General features: G+C 68.8%; 21 protein-coding genes and 1 pseudogene. 13 read left to right on the top strand and 9 right to left on the bottom strand.

The window, feature by feature from the left end; genetic code table 11:
- Positions 1-103: 103 nt before the first annotated feature.
- Positions 104-2,413: a cell cycle protein kinase DivL gene (gene divL, locus CA606_RS18340; RefSeq protein ID WP_096053220.1), complete on the bottom strand. Its 2,310-nt coding sequence runs from the start codon at positions 2,411-2,413 to the stop codon at positions 104-106.
- A 169-nt stretch (positions 2,414-2,582) separates the two neighbouring features.
- On the opposite strand from divL, the gene CA606_RS18335 reads away from it, so the two are divergent.
- Genes CA606_RS18335 through CA606_RS18325 form a run of 3 tightly spaced genes read left to right on the top strand, consistent with a single transcriptional unit; the run spans position 2,583 to position 4,085 of the window.
- Positions 2,583-2,984 carry a metallopeptidase family protein gene (locus tag CA606_RS18335; RefSeq protein WP_096053952.1) on the top strand — a complete coding sequence of 134 codons (402 nt, stop codon included), beginning with the start codon at positions 2,583-2,585 and terminating at the stop codon, positions 2,982-2,984.
- On the top strand, positions 2,981-3,385 hold the full coding sequence (locus CA606_RS18330) for an SWIM zinc finger family protein (RefSeq protein WP_096053221.1): 405 nt from the start codon (positions 2,981-2,983) through the stop codon (positions 3,383-3,385). The genes CA606_RS18335 and CA606_RS18330 overlap by 4 nt, the downstream gene beginning before the upstream one ends.
- A 55-nt stretch (positions 3,386-3,440) precedes the next feature.
- Positions 3,441-4,085 (top strand): class I SAM-dependent methyltransferase, encoded by a 645-nt coding sequence (locus tag CA606_RS18325; RefSeq protein WP_096053222.1) that lies wholly within the window; start codon positions 3,441-3,443, stop codon positions 4,083-4,085.
- Here the strand turns inward: CA606_RS18325 and CA606_RS18320 are convergent.
- A pseudogene (locus tag CA606_RS18320) lies at positions 4,082-4,798 on the bottom strand (NAD-dependent deacylase). The gene CA606_RS18325 and the pseudogene CA606_RS18320 overlap by 4 nt on opposite strands.
- Positions 4,799-4,951: 153 nt before the next feature.
- Between CA606_RS18320 and CA606_RS18315 the strand changes: the two are divergent.
- Both CA606_RS18315 and CA606_RS18310 read left to right on the top strand, forming a co-directional pair.
- Positions 4,952-6,079, top strand: coding sequence for a ferritin-like domain-containing protein (locus tag CA606_RS18315; protein WP_096053223.1), 1,128 nt, complete (start codon positions 4,952-4,954; stop codon positions 6,077-6,079).
- A 130-nt stretch (positions 6,080-6,209) separates the two neighbouring features.
- The gene (locus tag CA606_RS18310) at positions 6,210-6,755 is read left to right on the top strand and encodes a lipocalin family protein (RefSeq protein WP_096053224.1); all 546 of its coding nucleotides are present in this window, start codon (positions 6,210-6,212) and stop codon (positions 6,753-6,755) included.
- Positions 6,756-6,933: 178 nt separating this feature from the next.
- Here CA606_RS18310 and phyR read toward each other — a convergent pair whose 3' ends face one another.
- Positions 6,934-7,734 (bottom strand): anti-anti sigma factor/receiver protein PhyR, encoded by an 801-nt coding sequence (gene phyR, locus CA606_RS18305; RefSeq protein ID WP_096053225.1) that lies wholly within the window; start codon positions 7,732-7,734, stop codon positions 6,934-6,936.
- A gap of 227 nt (positions 7,735-7,961) precedes the next feature.
- Here phyR and CA606_RS18300 point away from each other — a divergent pair, with 227 nt between their 5' ends.
- The 5 genes from CA606_RS18300 to CA606_RS18280 all read left to right on the top strand — a co-directional run bounded on the left by CA606_RS18300 (position 7,962) and on the right by CA606_RS18280 (position 11,971).
- A complete protein-coding gene (locus CA606_RS18300; RefSeq protein WP_096053953.1) occupies positions 7,962-8,147 on the top strand; it encodes a NepR family anti-sigma factor in 186 nt (61 codons plus the stop codon).
- Positions 8,148-8,149: 2 nt separating this feature from the next.
- Positions 8,150-8,755 (top strand): sigma-70 family RNA polymerase sigma factor, encoded by a 606-nt coding sequence (locus CA606_RS18295; protein ID WP_096053226.1) that lies wholly within the window; start codon positions 8,150-8,152, stop codon positions 8,753-8,755.
- Complete coding sequence (locus tag CA606_RS18290; RefSeq protein ID WP_096053227.1) at positions 8,752-10,458, top strand: sensor histidine kinase; 1,707 nt, start codon at positions 8,752-8,754, stop codon at positions 10,456-10,458. Before CA606_RS18295 ends, CA606_RS18290 begins: the two co-directional genes overlap by 4 nt.
- An 88-nt stretch (positions 10,459-10,546) precedes the next feature.
- A complete protein-coding gene (locus tag CA606_RS18285) occupies positions 10,547-10,690 on the top strand; it encodes an entericidin A/B family lipoprotein (protein ID WP_096053228.1) in 144 nt (47 codons plus the stop codon).
- A 159-nt stretch (positions 10,691-10,849) separates the two neighbouring features.
- Positions 10,850-11,971 (top strand): hypothetical protein, encoded by a 1,122-nt coding sequence (locus CA606_RS18280; RefSeq protein ID WP_096053229.1) that lies wholly within the window; start codon positions 10,850-10,852, stop codon positions 11,969-11,971.
- Here the strand turns inward: CA606_RS18280 and CA606_RS18275 are convergent.
- From CA606_RS18275 to chpT, 3 genes are all read right to left on the bottom strand, one after another.
- A complete protein-coding gene (locus tag CA606_RS18275) occupies positions 11,932-12,762 on the bottom strand; it encodes a CheR family methyltransferase (RefSeq protein ID WP_096053230.1) in 831 nt (276 codons plus the stop codon). The genes CA606_RS18280 and CA606_RS18275 overlap by 40 nt on opposite strands.
- Positions 12,759-13,136, bottom strand: coding sequence for a response regulator (locus CA606_RS18270; RefSeq protein WP_181242682.1), 378 nt, complete (start codon positions 13,134-13,136; stop codon positions 12,759-12,761). The genes CA606_RS18275 and CA606_RS18270 overlap by 4 nt, the downstream gene beginning before the upstream one ends.
- Before the next feature lie 79 nt (positions 13,137-13,215).
- Positions 13,216-13,893, bottom strand: coding sequence for a histidine phosphotransferase ChpT (gene chpT / locus CA606_RS18265; RefSeq protein WP_096053232.1), 678 nt, complete (start codon positions 13,891-13,893; stop codon positions 13,216-13,218).
- A 140-nt stretch (positions 13,894-14,033) separates the two neighbouring features.
- Between chpT and CA606_RS18260 the strand changes: the two genes are divergently transcribed.
- Both CA606_RS18260 and cysQ read left to right on the top strand, forming a co-directional pair.
- Positions 14,034-14,225: a DUF3553 domain-containing protein gene (locus CA606_RS18260; RefSeq protein ID WP_024265963.1), complete on the top strand. Its 192-nt coding sequence runs from the start codon at positions 14,034-14,036 to the stop codon at positions 14,223-14,225.
- Positions 14,222-15,007, top strand: coding sequence for a 3'(2'),5'-bisphosphate nucleotidase CysQ (gene cysQ / locus CA606_RS18255; RefSeq protein ID WP_096053233.1), 786 nt, complete (start codon positions 14,222-14,224; stop codon positions 15,005-15,007). The genes CA606_RS18260 and cysQ overlap by 4 nt, the downstream gene beginning before the upstream one ends.
- Here cysQ and CA606_RS18250 read toward each other — a convergent pair.
- On the bottom strand, positions 15,004-15,876 hold the full coding sequence (locus tag CA606_RS18250) for an EamA family transporter (protein WP_096053234.1): 873 nt from the start codon (positions 15,874-15,876) through the stop codon (positions 15,004-15,006). The two genes, cysQ and CA606_RS18250, sit on opposite strands and share 4 nt — an antisense overlap.
- A 96-nt stretch (positions 15,877-15,972) precedes the next feature.
- On the opposite strand from CA606_RS18250, the gene mmcB reads away from it, so the two are divergent.
- Positions 15,973-16,431 (top strand): DNA repair putative endonuclease MmcB, encoded by a 459-nt coding sequence (gene mmcB / locus CA606_RS18245; protein WP_096053954.1) that lies wholly within the window; start codon positions 15,973-15,975, stop codon positions 16,429-16,431.
- A gap of 34 nt (positions 16,432-16,465) precedes the next feature.
- On the opposite strand, the gene CA606_RS18240 is transcribed toward mmcB, so the two are convergent.
- Together CA606_RS18240 and recQ are read right to left on the bottom strand one after the other, a co-directional pair.
- Positions 16,466-16,783: a hypothetical protein gene (locus tag CA606_RS18240; RefSeq protein ID WP_096053235.1), complete on the bottom strand. Its 318-nt coding sequence runs from the start codon at positions 16,781-16,783 to the stop codon at positions 16,466-16,468.
- Positions 16,784-16,828: 45 nt separating this feature from the next.
- Positions 16,829-18,676, bottom strand: a complete 1,848-nt coding sequence (gene recQ, locus CA606_RS18235; protein ID WP_096053236.1) for a DNA helicase RecQ — start codon at positions 18,674-18,676, stop codon at positions 16,829-16,831.
- Positions 18,677-18,685 lie beyond the last annotated feature (9 nt).

Below are 18,685 nucleotides of genomic sequence, written 5' to 3'. Positions count from 1 at the left end.
ATGCGCGGCGTAAAGCCCTTCGGAGGCACAGGGATGCGCAACGCGGGCTTTTCGGGTTGGGGCGGGCAATAAAATGCTCCCCCGCCGCGTCCCGCCGGGCCGGCTAGAAGCCAAGCTCGGGCTGCATGGCGCCCGGCTGCTGGGTCTCGGGCAGGTGGCAGGTGAAGGTCGAGCCATTGCCCGGCTCGCTCTCCAGCGCCACCCAGCCGCCGTGCAGCTCGACCAGCGCCTTGACCAAGGCGAGGCCCAGGCCCGGCCCGCCGCGATCGCGACCGACGAAGCGGTCGAAGATGTGGGCCTGGACGTGGAACGGCACGCCCCGACCGGTGTCGGAGACGTCCAGCCGCACCTCGCCCAGCGCGCGACGCGCCGACAGGGTGACGCGGCCGCCCGGCGGGGTCTGGCGCAGGGCGTTCTCGACCAGATGGTCCAGGGTCTGGGCCAGGCGCTTGCCGTCGCCGCGGATCAGGCCGACGTCCTCTTCGCATTCAACGGCCAGGGTCACCGCGCCCAGCTGGGCGTCCTTCAGGGCGCGCTCCTGGGCGTTCAGCAGTAGGTCGGAGACGCGGATGTCCTCGATCTCCAGCGCCATTTCGCCGGCGTCGATCTGGGCCATGTCCAGGACGTCGTCGATCGAGCGCGCCAGCTGGGTGGCGGCGGTGCGGACGGCGGCCACGTGGTTGCGCCCGCGTTCGGAGATGCCGTCAGCGCGCTCCAGCAGCTCCGAATAGCCGATGATGGTCGTCAGCGGCGTGCGCAGTTCGTACGAGACGTTGCCGACGAAGTCCCGCTTGAGGCGCTCGGCCTCGGCCAGGGCCGCGGAGCGGTCGGCGAGCGCGCTTTGCAGGTCGCGGGTGTCGGTGACGTCGGCGAAGGCGATCAGGGTCGCGCCATCGGGCAGCGGCCGGCTTTGGTAGAGCACAACGCGGCTGTCGGAGGTTCGCACCTCTCCGGAGGTCGGGGCGCGCATCTGCGGATCCGGATCGGCGACCCGGCCCTTGAGCTCGCGCCAGAACGACAGGTCATGCAGACGCGGCACGCACAGCTCGACCACGCCCTCAAAGTCGCCGGCCGCCTCCAGGGCGTGCGGGGTGACGTTCCAGAACGTTTCGAAGGCCTCATTGTGCAGCCGCAGGCGGCCGTCCGAGCCGAACACGGCGACCGCGTCGTTCAGCTTGTCCAGCGTGGCCTGCTGCACCTGGATCAGCGCGTTGTACTGGGCCTTCAGGCGCAGCTCGCCGGTGATGTCGGAATAGATCAGCAGCATGCCGCCCAGCGGGTGCGGCTGGCGGACGACCTTCAGGGTGCGGCCGTCGGGCAGGTCCCACAGGTCGTCGGCCTGCGGGCCGAGGTGCTCGTAGCGCGCCAGTTCGGCGGCCTTCCAGCCGGCGTAGTCGATGGTCTCGGGCAGGCGGCGGCGCTGGCGCAGACGGTCCAGCACCTCGCCATGGGTCGGCCGGTCGGCCAGCCAGGCCGGCTCCAGGCCCCACAGCTCGGCGAAGGCGGTGTTGTGATACGACAGGCGACGCGTCTGGCTGAAGATCGCCACGGCCTCGGCGATGTGGTTCAGGGTCTCGTCGTGCGCCTCGACGTGCTTCTTGAACGCGTCGCGGACATCCTCGATCTCGGTGACGTCGGCGCAGAACACGCCCACGCCGCCGCCATCCAGAGGCTGTGCCGACAGCCGGAACGCCCGGCGGCGGCCGTCCAGGTTGATCCAGCGCAGCGCTTCGCGACGTTCGCCCTTGTCGGCGGCCTCGACCACCACGGCGTCGGCGCCGCGATCAAAGCTCTTGCCCGCCAGGGCCGGGGCCTGGGCGGAGACCGCGCCCACGGCGCGGACGAAGGCGGCGTTGGCCCAGATGGCCTGGCCATCGGCGCCGGCGATCCAGCACGGCTCGACCACGCTGTCGACGAAGGCGGCGAAGCGCGCGGCGGTGGGCAGGCCCGAGTCGGCGCGATCGATCGGCGCCAGACGCAGCCAGGCCAGCGCGCCCGCCGCGCGCCCCTCGACCGAGACCAGGCCATGGGGGCCTCGGGCCTCGAACACGCAAGGCTCGCCGCGCTCGAACAGGGCGGCCAGCTTCTGGGCGCAGTTTGGATCGGCGTCGCTGAGCGCGGCGATCACGGCCGCGACCTCGGCGGCGGACCCCAGCGCCTTGGCGCAGGCGCTCAGCCCCTCGCCGCCGGCGACCAGGCTGGCGCGGCCGCCTTCGACGGCGACGACGGCCGTGTCGAACGCATCCAGCCAAGCCGGCGCGTCGTCCGAGCCTCCCTGATGGATCAGGCGCGCCTTGAGCGTGGCGATGCGCGCCTCCAGGTTCCGTCGCTGCCCGTGGGACCACAGGGCGACGGAAATGGCGAGACACACCGCGCCGGCCGCCGCCGCGAGGATCAGATCAAACGAAGTCATTAGGCGCGTCGCTACCCCAGCGGGTCTTCGAATCAGAATCCCAGATTAGTCGGGCCGTGACCAGAGGGCGATCACGGACGGGTGTGGCTGTGCGTCGCGATTTCTGCGTTCACGGGCAAGATCGGCGGTCGGCTATGGCGATCTTCGCCAATCGCTCTATGTGAACCTGATGACCTGGTCCGATCGCCTCGCCCCGTCGCTCGACGATTTCGCCGTCCTGGCCAAGCAGGCCTTCGACGACCTGCCCGCCGCGTTTCGCAACCTGGCCGGCGAGGTGGTGATCCGGGTCGATGACTTTCCCAGCGAAGAGGTCCTCGACAGCCTCGGCATCGAGGACGCCTTCGAGCTGACCGGCCTCTATCAGGGCGTCGATCTCGCCAGCCGGTCGGTGCTGGACTTTGGGGCCGAGCCCTCGCGGGTGTTCCTCTACCGGCGGCCGATCCTGGACGAATGGGCCGAGCGCGGCGACGTGAGTCTCGGCGATCTGATCACCCACGTGCTGGTCCACGAGATCGGCCATCATTTCGGCCTGTCGGACGACGACATCCACCGCATCGAGGACGAGGCATGAGCTTCTTCGACACCGAAGCCTGGCGCGAGCGCATGGACGAGCGCTGGTTCGACACCGGCGTGGCCATGGCTGAGGCGGGCGCGGTCGACCTCGTGTCGATCGAGGACGACAAGGTCACCGCCCACGTCACCGGCAGTGTCGGTGACCTCTATGTCGTCCAGCTATGGGCGCCGGCGGGCGAAGGGGCCTGCTCCTGCCCGGGCTTTGAGAAGTTCGGCGCCTGCAAGCACCAGGCGGCCGTGGTCAGCGCCGCCAACGCCGCCGATCTGGGCAAGGTCAAGGACCGGATGGCCCGTCTGCGGGACGGCCTGGCCCTGGACAGTCGCGAGGCGCTGGTCGAGCGGCTGGCCGAGCTGGCGCGCCTGCAGCCGGCCGTGCTGGCGGCGCTGGAAGGGCGCTGAGCGGGCGTCCGTCATCGTCAGCCTGGCTTGACCTTGGGCTGATCGGGCCGCTCTCCTGAACGGGGGAGGACCAATCATGTCCAGCTGGTACGCGCGCAACGTCCTGCCGAAGCTGCTTTGCTGCGCCTGTGGCGCGCCGGCGATCCAGGCCCAGCGGCGGCGCGTCGCGCCCCGCGCCGAGGGCGAGGTGCTGGAGCTGGGGATCGGCGGCGGCCTGAACCTGGCCTACTATGACCCGACCAAGGCAAAGCGCGTGACGGGCGTCGATCCGTCGCCAGAGCTGCGGGCGATCGCCGAGCAGGCGCCGCGTCCGGACGGCCTGGTCGTCGACATCCAGGCCGGCGAGGCGGAGCGCCTGCCGTTCGCCGACGCCAGTTTCGACACCGTGCTGTGCACCTTCACCCTGTGTTCGGTGCGATCGCCGACGGCGGTGCTGGCCGAGGCCCGTCGGGTGCTGCGCCCCGATGGCCGCTTCCTGTTCTGCGAGCACGGCCTGTCGCCCGACGCCGAGGTCTCGCGTTGGCAGCGTCGTCTGGAGCCGTTGTGGAAGCGGATGGCCGGCGGGTGCCACCTGACGCGGCCGGTGGCGAGCGCCGTGGAGGCGGCGGGCTTTTCCCTGGACGAGGTCGAGCAGCGCTACATGCCCAAGACGCCCCGCCCGCTGGGCTGGTGCGAATGGGGCGTGGCGCGGCTGGCCTAGAGCTTCGCCAGCAACCGCTCCGCCCAGGCCGGCACGACCTCGCTGGCGGGGCCGTAGACCTTCTCGTCGAACACATAGGCGTTGGCCGAGGGCTCCAGATTGATCTCGCAGGTGGTGATCCCCATCGCCCGCGCCTCGCTGACAAATCCGGCGGCCGGATAGACCGAGCCCGAGGTGCCGATCGAGACGAAGAGGTCGGCGCGCGAGAGGGCGTCCTCAATGGCGTCCATGAAGAGCGGGATCTCGCCGAACCAGACGACATGCGGCCGCGCCCCGCCGTCGCGTCCGCAGGCGGCGCAGACGGTGTCGGGCTTCAGCGGCCCCGTATCGGGCCAGGTCGCTTCGCAATGATGGCAGCGGGTGACGGCCAGTTCGCCATGCATGTGGATCACGCGCCGGCACCCGGCCTTCTCGTGCAGGTCGTCGACATTCTGGGTGCAGAGAAACAGTTAGCCGCCGCGCTTGGCCAGATCCGCCTCCAGACGCGCCAGCGCCTGATGCGCCGCGTTCGGCTTGGCCCCGGCGAGGTTGGCGCGGCGGGCGTTGTAGAAGTCGCGCACCAGGGCCGGATTGCGGGCGAAACCCTGCGGCGTCGCCACCTCGTTCAGGTCGTACTTGGTCCAGACGCCATCCTTGTCGCGGAAGGTGCCCAGACCGCTCTCGGCCGAGACGCCGGCGCCCGTCAGAACGAAGACTCTCATCATTCCTCGCAATACCCCTACTGGGCGAACCTGACGGCGGCGTCATTTTTCATTTGACCGCGATCAAGTCTTGAGTTGACACTGTTTAGATAGCCGAAGATCCGCGCAAGACGGGCCTCGGCGACCCCAGATCCCAGTCGATCGGCCGAATTAGGGAGCGCCGCCATGACGGACAAGAACATCACCAAGGACGCCATGTATGACGCGGTGGCGCCGGACGATTTCGAGTCGATGCTCGAACTCGACCGGTACAACAACCGCTCCAGCGCGTTCGACAAGATCATCTCCGCGACCCACGACCACTTCTGGGATCCGCTGGACAAGGCCTATATCGATTTCGACGAGCCGTTCGACATGGAGAACCAGCCGCTGGTTCCCGAGGAAATGGTCATCGCCCTGTCGACCGACTACGTGTCGAACCACCTGTCGGATCCGAAGGTTCGCACGCGGTTCATCAACCAGTCGGTGTTGCGGAATTTCTCGTCGATCCTGCACGGCGAGCAAGGCGCGCTGAACCTGTCGGCCAGCCTCTGCCACGTCCTGAAGGACCAGGGCGCCCAGGAATACGCCGCCAACCAGACGCGCGAAGAGGCCCGCCACGTGACCGGCTTCGCCAAGTACATCAAGGCCCGCTGGGGCAAGCCCGTTGAGTGCGGCCCGGCCCTGAAGACCCTGCTGGTCGAGATCATCGGCTCGCCCGAGGTCTACAAGAAGATCATCGGCATGCAGATGCTGGTGGAAGGCCTGGCCATGGGCGCCTTCGCCACCTTCTACAACAACATCAATGACCCGGTCGGCAAGAAGCTGCTGCAGCTGGTGATGACCGACGAGGCCTTCCACCACAAGTTCGGGAAGATCTGGGCCGACCGCACCGTGCCCAAGCTGTCGCCCGAAGAGCATGCGATCATTGAGGACTGGGCGGCGCACTGCTTCCAGACCCTGCTGTTCAACCTGGTTTCGCCGCACCAGCAGCTGGATCTCTATCGCGAGTTTGGCCTGGATCCCGACAAGGTGGTCGAGGAGTACGGGAAGATCATGACCGACGACGTGCGTCGGGAGAACATGAAGGAACAGACCAACATCTTCCGGGTGCTGGTGAAGACGCTGCTGAACGCCGGCATCATCACCGATCGCACCAAGGCCTTCTACGCCATGTACGTGGACCTGGCCGAGCTGAAGGACGAAGGCGAGCGCATGGTCGGCGACGATATCGCCGAGGAAGGCATCCGCTACCTCCAAGCCATCAACTTCAAGGACCGGCCGGTGGCGGCGGTCAGCATCGCGGCCGAGTAGGATCCCACCTTCCTGCGACGTCGCCCCGCCCCGCCGGAACTCCGGCGGGGCGGTCGTCGTTTTGATAAGCTGCCGACATCCGCCGGAGCGCTCCGCGCGTATCGCAGAGCAACGTCCTTCCGGAGACAACATGCGCAAGTCGCTGTTCGCCCTGCCTGTGTTGCTGACGCTGACGGCGACCCTGGCCGCCTGCGCGTCGGGACCTGTCGGCAACGCCAAGCCGCCGCAGCCGGCCAAGTCGGTCGAGCTCGATCGCTATCTGGGCAAGTGGTACGAGGTGGCGCGCTACGACATGCGCTTCCAGAAGGGGTGCGAGGGCGTCACCGCCGAGTATTCCATGCGCCCTGACGGTCTGATCCGGGTGCTCAACACCTGCCGTGACGGCGCGGTCGACGGTACCGTCCGCACCGCTGAAGGCAAGGCCAAGGTCGTCGACACCACGACCAACGCCAAGCTGAAGGTCAGCTTCTTCGGCCCGTTCTTCGGCGACTATTGGATCATGGATCGCGCCGACGACTACAGCTGGGCGATCGTCGGCGAAGGCTCGGGGCGCTATCTGTGGCTGCTGTCGCGCCAGCCGCCGTCGGAAGCGGATCGCACGGCGCTGACGGCGCGCGCCAAGGCGCTGGGCTACGATGTCGGCATGCTGCGCCCGACCAAGCAGCCGCCGCGCTGATCGGAGCGTCGTCCTCGTCCTTCGACAAGCTCAGGATGAGGCTTTCGTGTCGCGGAGGTCGGCTGTCGTCCTTTGTCGAAGGGCGAGCACGAAACTCGGCGTCTGACGTCAGCAACGCCAATGAAAAACGGCCTCCCCAGAGGGAGGCCGTTTCCATTCGACGATCAGTCTAAACCGCTCAGGCCGCCTTGGCGGTGCGGCGCGGGTGGAAGAACAGCGCCTGACCGATGGCCGCCTTCACCGTCTCCGGCTGGAACGGCTTGGTGATCAGGAAGGTCGGCTCCGGGCGCTCGCCGGTCAGCAGGCGCTCGGGGAAGGCGGTGATGAAGATCACCGGCACGTCCATGCGGCCCAGGATGTCCTTGACCGCGTCGATACCCGACGAGCCGTCGGCCAGCTGGATGTCGGCCAGGACGAGGCCGGGCGTGCGACGGGCGACGGCCTCGACGGCCTCGCCGCGCGTGGCGGCGATGTCGGTGACTTCATGGCCAAGCTCGCGGACCAGCGCCTCGATGTCGGCGGCGATGACGGGCTCGTCCTCGATGATCAGGACCTCGGTCGCCAGTTCGGCGTCGATCTCGGCTTGGGCGTCGCCGATCAGCCGCTCAACCTCGCCGAAGTCGCAGTCCAGGATCTGGGCGGCTTCGGTGGGCGTGAACCCTTCCAGGGCGGTCAGCAGGAACGCCTGGCGCGAGCGGGGCGCGATGCGCATCAGGCGCTGGGCGGCGTCATCGCCGGTGTGCGAGGCCTCGTCGCGACGCGCCTCCAGCTGCGCGCCGGAGCTCAGCCAGATCGCGTGGAACACCCGATACAGCGCCACGCGCGGCGACAGGTTCGCGTCCAGCGCAAGCTCGCCCGCCGCCAGGGCCTCCAGCGCCACACGGACATAGTGGTCGCCGGTCGCCTGATCGCCGGTCAGGGCGCGAGCGTAGCGGCGGATATAAGGCAAATGCGGCGCCAGACGAGCAAGAAGACTCATGACCCCTCCCGATTCGGTGTCTTCGAAAATCTACTAACGAACGGCGAAGCTACGCCGTTCCGTCGAAGGTCGATAACGCTCGCTCAACTCGGCGGTTCCGCCCGGAGCGGAATTTTGCCATCTTATGCCCAAGCTTATGGAACCGGGTACGGAAAACCACGTTGTCGTCTGGCGGAAAGACATTCGGCCAAAGGGGGCGGGCGCCGATCAACGTCGGCGTCGAGGACATGATCGAACACGTACCCATGGAAGACAAACGCAAGAGCGCCGCGGCGCTGGACGAGGCCCGCCTGCGTCAGCAGGCGATCGGCGTTAAGCTGCGGCAGATGTTTGACGAGGTCGTCAACGAGCCGGTTCCCGACGAGTTTCTCGCCATCCTCCGCAAGGCCGAGCCTCCGGCGGGGGGCGAGTGAGCATGGCCGAGGACCAGGCTGGGCGCTCGCCACCGGACCCTGTCCGCGACAGTATCTTCAAACGCGAACTGGTCACGCTGATCCCGCATCTGCGCGCTTTCGCCCGCACGCTGAGCGGGGATCCCACCGCCGCCGATGACCTGGCGCAGGACGCCATGATGAAGGCCTGGGACGCCCGCGTCAGTTTCCAGCTGGGCACCAACATGAAGGCCTGGACCTTCATGATCCTGCGCAACCAGTTCTATTCGGAAAAGCGGCGCAGCTGGCGTCAGAGCCAGCTCGACCAGGAGGCGGCTGAACGCACCCTGGTGGCGGTCGACGACCCCGAAGCGCCCGTGGCGCTGGACGAGTTGCGCCTGGGCCTGTCGATGCTGCCCGCCGAACAACGCGAAGCGCTGATCCTGGTCGGGGCCGGCGGCTTCGCCTACGAGGAGGCGGCCGAGATCTGTAACTGCGCCGTGGGCACGGTGAAGAGCCGGGTCAGCCGCGCGCGCCGAGCCTTGCAGGCCATTCTCGAAACCGGCGCCTATGACCGCGACGGGGCGGCGGCGGGGGATGCGATGAGGGCGATCCTGGCGGACGCGGAGCGATTGAGCTCTCTGCGGTGAACGCCTTCACCGGTCGCGCCGCCCGGGCCGCCACCTCCATTCGTGTCCGATTGGCCGTTGCGCTCTGCGTGGCGCTGCTGCCCGTGCTCGTGCTGGGCGGCCTGCAGTCGATCTTCGCCTTCCGCGCCGAAGCCGACGCGCGTCGCCAGAGCCTGGAGCTGGCCGCCGGGCACAGCGCGACGATCGCCCGCGCCCGCATCGAGGCCGCGGGCGTCCTCCTGCAAACCCTGGGGCCGGGCTCAGTGGGCCTAGAGTGCGCCCAGCGCCTGGCCGATGTCCGCGCCCGACTGCCCGGTTACGCCAACCTGATCCGGTTTGACGCGCGGGGCCGGGTGGCCTGCGCCGCGGCGACCACGCCCTCGGACAGCCAGCGCGGCGCGCGCGCCTGGTTTCAGGCTTTGCGCGCCAGTCAGGACATGGTCGTCGCCTCCGCGCCGGGCGCGGTCTACGCCGACGAACCGGCGGTGCTGGCCGCCGTCCGCGCAGGAACGCCCGAGCGCTTCGACGGCGCGATGGCGGCCGTACTCACCCTTCGTGAGCTCAAGCTTCAAACCACCAATCGCTTCATGCCGGACGGCGCGGAGGTGGCCCTGGCTGACTCTAACGGTCGCGTGTTCGCCGCCACCAGTCCAAAGGCGTTCGGCGAGCCTCACCCGGGCTGGCGAGAGATCGCGGCGCGTGAAAAGTCCGTGCTGTGGAGCGGCAAGGACCTCGAGGGGCGCAATCGCAACTATTCCGCCGCGCCGCTGGTCGATGACAACGTGTTCGTGATCCTCTCGGCGCCGTCGCCGGGCCTGCTGTCGTGGGCGTCGATCAACCCGATCTCGCGTCTGCTCCTGCCGCTGCTGGCGTTCTTCCTGGCGCTGGCGGCGGTGCTGTACGCGGCCGAGCGCGGTGTGATCCGCTGGATCGTCTACCTGCAGCGCGTGGCGGCCATCTATGCGCGCGGACGCTTCACCGTGCGCCCGCTGCAGGCCGAGCGCGCGCCGCCGGAAATCCGCGAACTGGCCTCGACGCTGGACGCCATGGCCGGCGCGATCGTCGCCCGCGACGCCTCGCTGAGGGACAGCCTGGCCGAGAAGGACGCGCTGATGCGCGAGATCCATCACCGGGTGAAGAACAATCTGCAGATCATCACCTCGTTGCTCAACATGCAGCAGCGGGCCCTGGGCGACCCGGCGGCCAAGGCGGCGATGAACGACACGCGTCAGCGGATCACGGCCCTGGCCCAGATCTACCGCGCGCTCTACCAGGGGCCGGATCTGAAACGAGTGGATCTGCGGCCGTTCCTTGAGGAGCTGACCGCCCAGCTGTTGGCCAATGACATGGGCGGTTTCGGCGGCTCGGGCGGGCTGGTGCGGACCGAGGTCCACGCCGATCCGCTGGTCATCGATCCCGATCGCCTGGCGCCGATCGCCTTGTTCGCGGTCGAGGCCATCACCAATGCGCAGAAGCACGCCTTCGGACCCGGCGGCGGGACCCTGGTCGTCGGCTTCCACGTGCGGGGCGAGGAGGCTGAGCTGTCGATCAGCGACGATGGCCCGGGGGCGGCGGACAGCCTTGGCGGCGGTGTCGGCCGCACCCTGATGACCGCCTTCGCCCGCCAGCTCCGGGGCAAGGTCGCGTTCGAAACCCGCGAACCGAACGGCCTGACGGTGCGCCTGACCTTCCCCACGCCCCAGGCGCCGACCGTCGCCGTCTGATCCGGAACCCAGCTTCGCTGCTGGCGTTCTGCAAGGGCAATGGTTCAGACGCCCCGGCCGCCCTGGCCCAAGGCGAACAGCGGAGAAAATGATGCGTAAACTGGTGATCCTCGCCGTCCTCGCCGCGTCCCTGTCAGTCGCGGCCTGCAACACGGTCGAAGGCGCGGGTAAGGATGTCTCCTCGGCCGGCAAGGCCGTCACGGACACGGCCCGGGACGTGAAGAGCAACTAAGCCTCTGAAGTCCGTACAAGGCCCGCCGGTCCGCCGACGGGCCTTTTTCGTTTCAGGGCTCGTCCGTGTGTTGCGCCGGCGCAACCTTGGGCCGTATTTGCGATATCGGACTGAAAACTTTCATCGCGAAGCTCTCCCCATATTGGGGATTAGAGCCGCTTGCCGCCATCCGACCCGACGACCGTCTTCATCCATAGCGGCTGGCGCTGTTCCAGCACCTATGTCTGGCATCGCTTTCGCGCGTCGCCCGGCGTACGGGCCTATTACGAGCCGTTCCATGAGCAGCTCGCCCGGGTCACCGCCGAGACGATCAACGCCCAGACGCCGGACAACAGCGGTTTGCGCCACCCCGGCGGAGAGACGCCCTATCTGCGCGAGTTCGACGTCGTGCTGGATCCGGCCGGCGGGGTGCGGGGGTTCGATCCAGGCTTTGCGCTGGACCGTTTCTGGATAGAGCCGGAGGCCAGTGATCTGGAGCAGCAGGTCTATGTCGAGGGGCTGGTCGCCGCCGCGCGTGAGCGGGGCGAGGTCCCGGTGCTGGCCTGTTGTCGCACCCTGGGCCGCGCCGGCTGGCTCAAGCGGCGCTTTGACGGCTTCCACATCGTGCTGATCCGCGATCCGGTCCAGCAATGGCTGTCGTTCTATTCGCTGCGCCGTCGGCCGCGTCCGACCTATTTCGAACTCTGCCACTACGTGTTGCTCTCGGAGATGGAGGGGTGTGGCGACGTCTCCGTCGCGCTTCTTGGCGAGGGGTTCGAGGGGGCGCGGCCGTTGACCGATCGGATCGCGGCGGTCCGCGCCCGGCTCAAGCGCGCGCCCGCCAGCGTGTCCTTCCAGGCCTTCCTGGCGGTATGGCTGCAGTCCTACCTCAAGGCGTTGCCGCATGCCGACCTGGTGGTGGATGTCGATCGCCTGGCCCGCGACCAGGCCTATGCGCGCCGGATTGAAACCGCGATCGAGGACGGCTGCGGCTTGCGGCCCGACTTCTTGGACTGTCGCGCGCCGGCGCCGCACCCCGTCAGTCCGCCCGTGGCGTGGCGCAAGGCCGCTCGCGCGGTGGTCGATCTCATGAATCTGCACGAGGCGATCATCGGCCCGCAAGCGCCGCCGATTCTCTTCCGAAAGCTCGCGCCGGCGTTCGCGGCGCTGACGCCGGCGCCCGTGGGGGGCGCGGCGCGACTACGAGAAGCCATGGGCGCGCTGGTGGGCGGCGCGTCGGTGGCGCGCGCGCCAAGCAAGGCCTATGCGGCGACTGCTCGGATGGACGGATCGCGCAGATAGATGCCCCGGCCGCCCGGCGCGGGCGTCAGCAGTTCGTCGATCTCCGAGGCGTCGTCCTCGGCGTCCAGCACCAGAACGCCGTCGTCGGGCAGCAGCGCCGCCAGCGAGCGGGCCACCTTGCCCCGCAGCGAGGCGTCCATGCCCCCCAGCACATTGCGCAGCAGGATCACGTCAAACCGGCCCATCGCCGAAAGGTCCGCGAGCAGGTTGATCCGCTTCCAGCGCACGGTCTGGCGGATGCGAGGCGAGATCGCCCAGGTGTCGTCCTGGTTCTCGAAGTACTTGATCAGCATCCGGATGGGCAGGCCGCGCTGGACCTCGAACTGGGTGTAGAGGCCCGCCTGGGCCTTCTCCAGACTGCGCTCGGAAAGGTCCGAACCGAAGAACTCGAAGCGCGTGCCGCTGGCCAGGTTAGGCGCTTCGGCGGCGGCGATCGCCATCGAATAGACCTCCTGACCCGTAGCGCAGGCGGCGCTCCAGATCCGGATCGGCGCTTCGCGCCGACGATGCGAGAGGGCCGGCAGGATCTGGTCCCGCAGTTGGGCGAAGGTTTCGCGGTCGCGGAAGAAGGTGGTCTCGCTGCGACACAGCGCTTCGACCACGGCCCAGATCAGCCGATCCTCGCGCTTGGTGCGTAGCGCCGAGATCAGCGCGTCAATCGAGTCGTAGCCTTCGCGGCGCGCCAATGGGGCCAGGCGGCTTTCGATCAGATAGGGCTTTTCGGTCTCGACCCGCACGCCGGCGCGCGCGCGGCCCAGAGCCGCCAGCAGGTCCATGTCCTCGGGCGTCACAGCAGGCCAACCTCGGCGAACTTCGCCTCGATGATATCGCCGTCGAAGGGCTTCATGATGTACTCGTCCGCGCCCGCATCGAGCGCGGCGCGGATGTGGTCTGGATTGTTCTCGACCGTGCAGAATACGACCTTGGGCGTCGCGCCGCCGGGCTCTGTGCGGAGTTGGCGCAGGAAGTCGATGCCGTTCATCACCGGCATGTTCCAGTCCAGCAGCACGGCGTCAGGCATGGCTGCGCGACACCACGCGAGGGCCTCCATGCCATCGGCGGCCTCGGCGATCTCGAAGCCGATGTCCTCGAGGACTCGGCGGGCGACCTTGCGGATCACCCGGCTGTCGTCGACCACCAGACAGGTCTTCACGGCGCGCTCCACTCCAGGCGGCCACCATGCGCGGCTGCTGGTTAAGGAGCGGTTTGCTAAACCCGGATCGGGGCGGATGAGCGTGTAAAGTTTAAGCGGGCACCCAGGCGGCGAGCGAGGCGCGGTCCTCGCCGATCTCGACGGCGATCTGGCCGCCCGCCGCGCGCACCAGGGCGTTCAGATAGGCCGCCTGCACCCAGGGGCCGCCCAGGCCCTCGGCCAGGGGTTCGCCCTTTAGGCCCGCCAGGACTTCGGGACGCAGGCGCGCGCGCGGGCCCGCCGCGTCGGCGATGATCGAGAAGCGACCGTCGGCGGCCACGCCCTTGACGATGGCGACGCCGCCGGCCGGCAGGGCGCTGGCGGCGATCTGGGCGATGTTGAGCACCGCGCGCGACGAGGGTTTGTTCATCGCCTGAGGCTCGATCTGCCAGTCCAGGGTCGGACGGACGTGCGCAAAGACGCCTTGCGCCAGCTTTTCCAGCTCGCGCGAGTCGAAGTTTTCGGCTGAGGCCGACGCGCCGAAGGCGACGCGGGTGAACTGCAGTAGGTCAGCCAGCTTGCGGGCCGACGAGGCGATCAGGTTCATGGCGTCGTCGCGCATGTCCTGGGCCGAGGGGTCTTCCAGAAGGTCCAGGCCCGACACGATGGCGCTGGCCGGACTGATGAAGTCGTGACACAGGCGCGCAGCCAGCATGGCGGCGAAGTCGGGGCCCTGGACGTCGGTCTCGGGGGACACGGGGGCGGCGGTCTCGGTGACGGTGTCGGTCATGGCGGCGAACTCTGCCGTGATTTGAGTCTTTCGCAAACTGGACCCGGCGCCGCGCAGCGATCGCCGCTCGGAGAAAATAACGCACCGGTTGGGCCCGTCGCGGATTTCATCGCGCGCGGACAGGCCCTAAGGAAGCGGCTGTGATCGATCCGTTCCTAGAGCCCGGCGTGCTCGTGCGCCATCCTGGCCAGCCCGACTGGGGCCTGGGTCAGGTGCAGTCCGTGATCGGCCACCGCGTGACGGTGAATTTCGAAGAGGCCGGCAAGCAGACCATCGACGCCACGCGGGTGCGGTTGGTCTTCGTCGGCGACGACCCCCGGGGACAGGCATGAGCGATAAAAATCTGGCGGAATGGGGTCGGGCCCTGGCCAAGATCACCGAGGAAGCCGCCCTGGTCATCCTGCCGTTCTGGCGCACTGAGCTGGCTGTCGCCCAGAAGGCCGACGAGAGCCCGGTGACCGAGGCCGATCGCGCCGGCGAGCGCCTGATCCTGGAACGCTTGGCGGCGCTCTATCCCGACATCCCCGTGATCTCGGAGGAAGACGCCAGCGAGTTCGGCACGCCCGACGCCGTCGGACCGCGCTTCTTCCTGGTTGATCCGGTCGACGGCACCAAGGCCTTCGTGCGCGGCGATCCGAACTTTACGGTCAACATCGGTCTGATCGATCACGGCGTTCCGATCGCCGGCGCGGTCTGCGCCCCGGCGACGGGCGAGGTGTGGTTCACCACGGCCGACGGCGCGGCCAAGCGCGCGGGACCGGACGCGCCCGAAGCGCCGATCCGGGTCCGGCCCTGGCCGACCGGCCAGGCCCTGGGTCTGATCAGCCACACGATGCGCGAGGACAAGGCCACCGAACTGGCCGCCGAGTACGGCTTTGACCTTCGCACGCCGATGGACAGCTCGATCAAGATGTGCCGGATCGCCGAGGGCTCGGCCGATATCTATCCGCGTCACGGTCCGACCTCGGAGTGGGATACGGCCGCGGGCCACGCGGTGCTGGTCGCCGCCGGTGGAACCTTCGTGCAGCCGGACGGCTCGCCCTTCCTCTATGGCAAGGCCGATCAGAGCTTCCGCAATGGGTGGTTCGTCGCGGCGGGCGGCGCGAGAGCTTAAGGCGCGTCCTCGCTGACCGCCTCGGCGGGCGTGGAGAGGATCGTTCCGGCCGAGGCCGCGACGATGGCGGCGATCGCCAGCCATTGGGTCAGCGCCAGGCGCTCATGCAGGATCGCCAGCCCCGCCAGGGCCCCCACCGCCGGCTCCAGGCTCAGCAGGACGCCGAAGCTGCGCTTGGGGATGCCGCGCAGGGCGATCATCTCCAGCGAATAGGGGATGGCGCTGGACAGCACCGCCACCACCAGGCCCAGGGCGGCGATCTTTGGATCGAACAGCGTCGCGCCGGCCGAGACGACGCCGATCGGCGCGACGATTAGCGCCGCGGTGGTCATGCCCAGCGCCACCGAGCGTCCCGCGTGCAGATGGGCCGTTCGTTTGCCCAGGATGATGTAGAGCGCCCACATCACCGCCGCCGCGCAGGCATAGCCGACGCCGACCGGATCGAGCGGCTCGGCGCCGGGATTGATCGGCAGCAACAGGCCAAGGCCCAGGACCGCCAGGGCGATCCAGACGAAATGGATCAGGCGCCGCGAATGGGCCACGGCCAAGACGAGCGGACCCATGAACTCGATGGCGATGGCCAGGCCCAGCGGGATGGTGCGGATCGACATGTAGAAGCACAGGTTCATCGTCCCCATCACCGCGCCGTACATGGCCACGGTGCGCAGGTCGGCGCGGGACAGCGGATGGCGCCACGGGCGCCAGATCGCCAGCAGGATCAGGGCCGAGAAGCCCACCCGATAGGCGCTGACGCCCTGGGCGCCGACCAGCGGGAACAGGGTCTTGGCGAACGAGGTCCCCACGCACAGCGTGACGATCGCGGCCAAGAGCGCCGCATAGGGCAGGAGGGGAGCGCGGGCGCCGGACATGGGCCGTCTTTAGGGGGAGGGGGCGATGAAGGCCAGACTCGGCGCGATCGGCCGAGTGACTTGATCGGCGAACAAAGCTGGAACATGATCGCGGCGATGGACGTGATGATCGAGCTGGCGCTCTCCCGCCCCGAAACCACGCTGGCCGTGACGCGCGGCGCGGCGCGGCTGCTTGTCGACCTGGGCTATGCGCCCTTGGCGGAGGTGACGCTGCCGAACGGCCGACGCGCCGACCTCATGGCCCTGGGGCCCAAGGGCGACGTGCTGATCGTCGAGGTGAAGTCGGGACTGGAGGATTTCCGGGTCGACCGAAAATGGGGCGAGTACGCGCCATTCTGCGACGCCTTCTATTTCGCGGTCGCGCCCCACTTTCCCGACGGGATTTTACCGGAAGAGCCCGGCCTGTTGGTGGCCGACGGCTTTGGCGGGGCGGTGGTCCGCGAGGCGCCGCTGACGCCGCTGGCGCCTGCGCGGCGCAAGGCGCTGACCCTGGCGTTCGCCCGCCTCGCCGCCTGGCGGGCGGCGGGCGTGAACGCCGAGCGTCTCAGCCTTTAGGGCCGGGCGGACAGGCCCGCCCGGCGTTGTGCTTTTAGCGGCTGCTGCGCGAGATCAGGAAGCCAAGGCCCAGGCCGATGGCGAAGGCGCCGAGCGCCACGCCCATCGGATGCTCTTCGGCGACGTGGTGGGCGACCTTGGCCTTCTCGGTCGTCCAGGCTGCGCCGACGCGGGCCTTTTCGGCGGCGAAGGTGCGGGTTTGCTCAGCGACCTCGCTCGCAGTCTCGCGGGCGGCCTTAACGGCCTTCAGCGCAGCGTCCTTGGCGTGCTGGGTCTTCTCGGCGGTGGTGGTGGCGACGCCGTCCATAGCGGTCTTGAGGTCTGACGGGGTGAAGCTGGCGATGTCGGTCATGGGGGCTCCTCGGCTTGATCCTAAGGAGAACTCGCCGCGCGCCGATTAGTTCTCGCGCACCACCTTCAAAACCGCCTCGCCATAGCGATCGAGCTTGCCCTGACCAACGCCGCCGGCCTTGCCCAGCGTCGCGAGGCTGGTCGGTCGCGCCGCGGCGATCTCGGCCAGGGTGGCGTCGTGGAAGATCACGTAGGGCGGCACATGCTGCAGCTGGGCCTGCTCCTTGCGCCAGGACCGAAGCGCCTCGAACAAGAGCTGGTTTTCCGGAGGAATGGTGAGGGCGCGGCCCTCGCGGCGCTTGCGTATGCCGCCCCCCGCGCGGCCGCCGCTGTCGGGCGCGTCGGTGGTCTGGCGCAGCGCGACCTTGCGCTCGTTGCGATAGACCTGCCGCACACCCTCGACGTCGCCCAAGCCGACCAGCGGCCGCCCGTCATTGGGGTCCTCGCGCAGCAGGCCCTCGAAGATCAGGGTGTCGAAGAGATCGCGCCAGGTCGGCTGGCTGAACTCGCGGCCGATGCCGAAGGTCGGTAGCTGCGCCTCCTGGGGCGTGACGTCCTTGGTCTTGCCCATCAGGTGCTCGATGACCCGCCCGCGTCCCAGCCGGCCGCCCAGACGATGCACGGCCGACAGCGCCTTCTGGGCGGCCTGCGTGGCGTCGATCCCGGTGGGCGGCGAGACGCAGATGTCGCAGACCCCGCAGCGGCCGACGCCCTCTTCGCCGAAATAGCGGCGCACGGCGGCCGCGCGGCAGGTGACGCCCTCCAGCATGGCGTAGAACTGGCGCAGCTTGCGCGACTGAACCTGCTTGACCTCGTCGGGCGCCTCGCGGGTCTCGATCCGGCGGCCGGCCCAGGCCATGTCGGCCGAGCCATACAGGGTGATGCCCTCGGCGGGCTGACCATCGCGCCCTGCGCGGCCGACCTCCTGCCAGTAGGCCTCGATGGCGGCCGGGGGATCGGCGTGGATTACATAACGCACGTCGGGCTTGTCGACGCCCATGCCGAACGCGATCGTGGCGACCATCACCGCCGCATCGGCCTCGAGGAAGTCTTCCAGCCGGCGGGCGCGGACGGCCTTGTCGAGGCCGGCGTGATAGGCCAGCGCCGGCACGCCCTCGGCGTTGAGCCGTTCGGCCAGCTTTTCGGTGCCGTCGCGCGAGCCGGCATAGATGACGCCCGAACGGCCAGGGCGCTCCAGAACCAGCTCGACCACCCGGTCATGACCTTTACCGCGCTTGCGCTCGGCGCTCAGCGCCAGTTCCGGGCGGGCGAAGCTGTCGACGAACTCGGCCGCCCCCTGCAGGCGCAGTTCGGCGCGGATGTCATCGCGGGTGCGGGCGTCGGCGGTGGCGGTGACGGCCAGGCGCGGCACGTCGGGGAACAGCTCGGCCAGCCGGCCCAGCATCCGATACTCGGGCCTGAAATCATGGCCCCACTGGCTGACGCAGTGGGCTTCGTCGACAGCGATCAGGGCCAGCGGCGTGCGCGAGAGGCGATCCAGCATCCAGGGCTGCATCAGGCCCTCGGGCGACAGATACAGCAGATCCACCTCGCCGGCGTCGATGCGCCGCCAGATGTCCGAGCGCTCGTCCATCGAGATGTTGCTGTCCAGCCGCTCGGCCGCGACGCCCGCCTGGCGCAGGCCCTGCACCTGGTCGGCCATCAGGGCGATCAGCGGTGAGATGACGAGGCCCAGGCCCGGCCGGATCAGCGACGGGATCTGGTAGCACAGGCTCTTGCCGCCGCCGGTGGGTAGCACCGCCATAGCGCTGTGGCCGGTCAGCAGCTCGTGGATGACGCCGGCCTGCAAGCCCCGGAAGTCGGCATGGCCGAACGTGCGGCGCAGGACGTCGCGCGCGCGGTCGAGTTCTGGGGATTCGGGAGGGACGTACACGGGCGCTCT

The sequence above is a fragment of the Caulobacter vibrioides genome (genome assembly GCF_002310375.3).
Lineage (GTDB): Bacteria > Pseudomonadota > Alphaproteobacteria > Caulobacterales > Caulobacteraceae > Caulobacter > Caulobacter vibrioides_D.
The sequence above is the reverse complement of the archived record's forward strand: the minus strand, read 5'-3'. Positions and strand labels throughout refer to the sequence as shown.

Bases quoted from the DNA above. Each gene is read 5' to 3' on its own strand.
- CA606_RS18300 (WP_096053953.1), top strand. From the start codon at position 7,962: ATGATCGAACACGTACCCATGGAAGACAAACGCAAGAGCGCCGCGGCG.
- CA606_RS18285 (WP_096053228.1), top strand. From the start codon at position 10,547: ATGATGCGTAAACTGGTGATCCTCGCCGTCCTCGCCGCGTCCCTGTCA.
- mmcB (WP_096053954.1), top strand. From the start codon at position 15,973: ATGGACGTGATGATCGAGCTGGCGCTCTCCCGCCCCGAAACCACGCTG.
- CA606_RS18240 (WP_096053235.1), bottom strand. From the start codon at position 16,783: ATGACCGACATCGCCAGCTTCACCCCGTCAGACCTCAAGACCGCTATG.
- divL (WP_096053220.1), bottom strand. From the start codon at position 2,413: ATGACTTCGTTTGATCTGATCCTCGCGGCGGCGGCCGGCGCGGTGTGT.
- chpT (WP_096053232.1), bottom strand. From the start codon at position 13,893: ATGACCGACACCGTCACCGAGACCGCCGCCCCCGTGTCCCCCGAGACC.
- CA606_RS18250 (WP_096053234.1), bottom strand. From the start codon at position 15,876: ATGTCCGGCGCCCGCGCTCCCCTCCTGCCCTATGCGGCGCTCTTGGCC.
- CA606_RS18330 (WP_096053221.1), top strand. From the start codon at position 2,981: ATGAGCTTCTTCGACACCGAAGCCTGGCGCGAGCGCATGGACGAGCGC.
- CA606_RS18295 (WP_096053226.1), top strand. From the start codon at position 8,150: ATGGCCGAGGACCAGGCTGGGCGCTCGCCACCGGACCCTGTCCGCGAC.
- CA606_RS18335 (WP_096053952.1), top strand. From the start codon at position 2,583: ATGACCTGGTCCGATCGCCTCGCCCCGTCGCTCGACGATTTCGCCGTC.
- phyR (WP_096053225.1), bottom strand. From the start codon at position 7,734: ATGAGTCTTCTTGCTCGTCTGGCGCCGCATTTGCCTTATATCCGCCGC.
- CA606_RS18310 (WP_096053224.1), top strand. From the start codon at position 6,210: ATGCGCAAGTCGCTGTTCGCCCTGCCTGTGTTGCTGACGCTGACGGCG.
- cysQ (WP_096053233.1), top strand. From the start codon at position 14,222: ATGAGCGATAAAAATCTGGCGGAATGGGGTCGGGCCCTGGCCAAGATC.
- CA606_RS18315 (WP_096053223.1), top strand. From the start codon at position 4,952: ATGACGGACAAGAACATCACCAAGGACGCCATGTATGACGCGGTGGCG.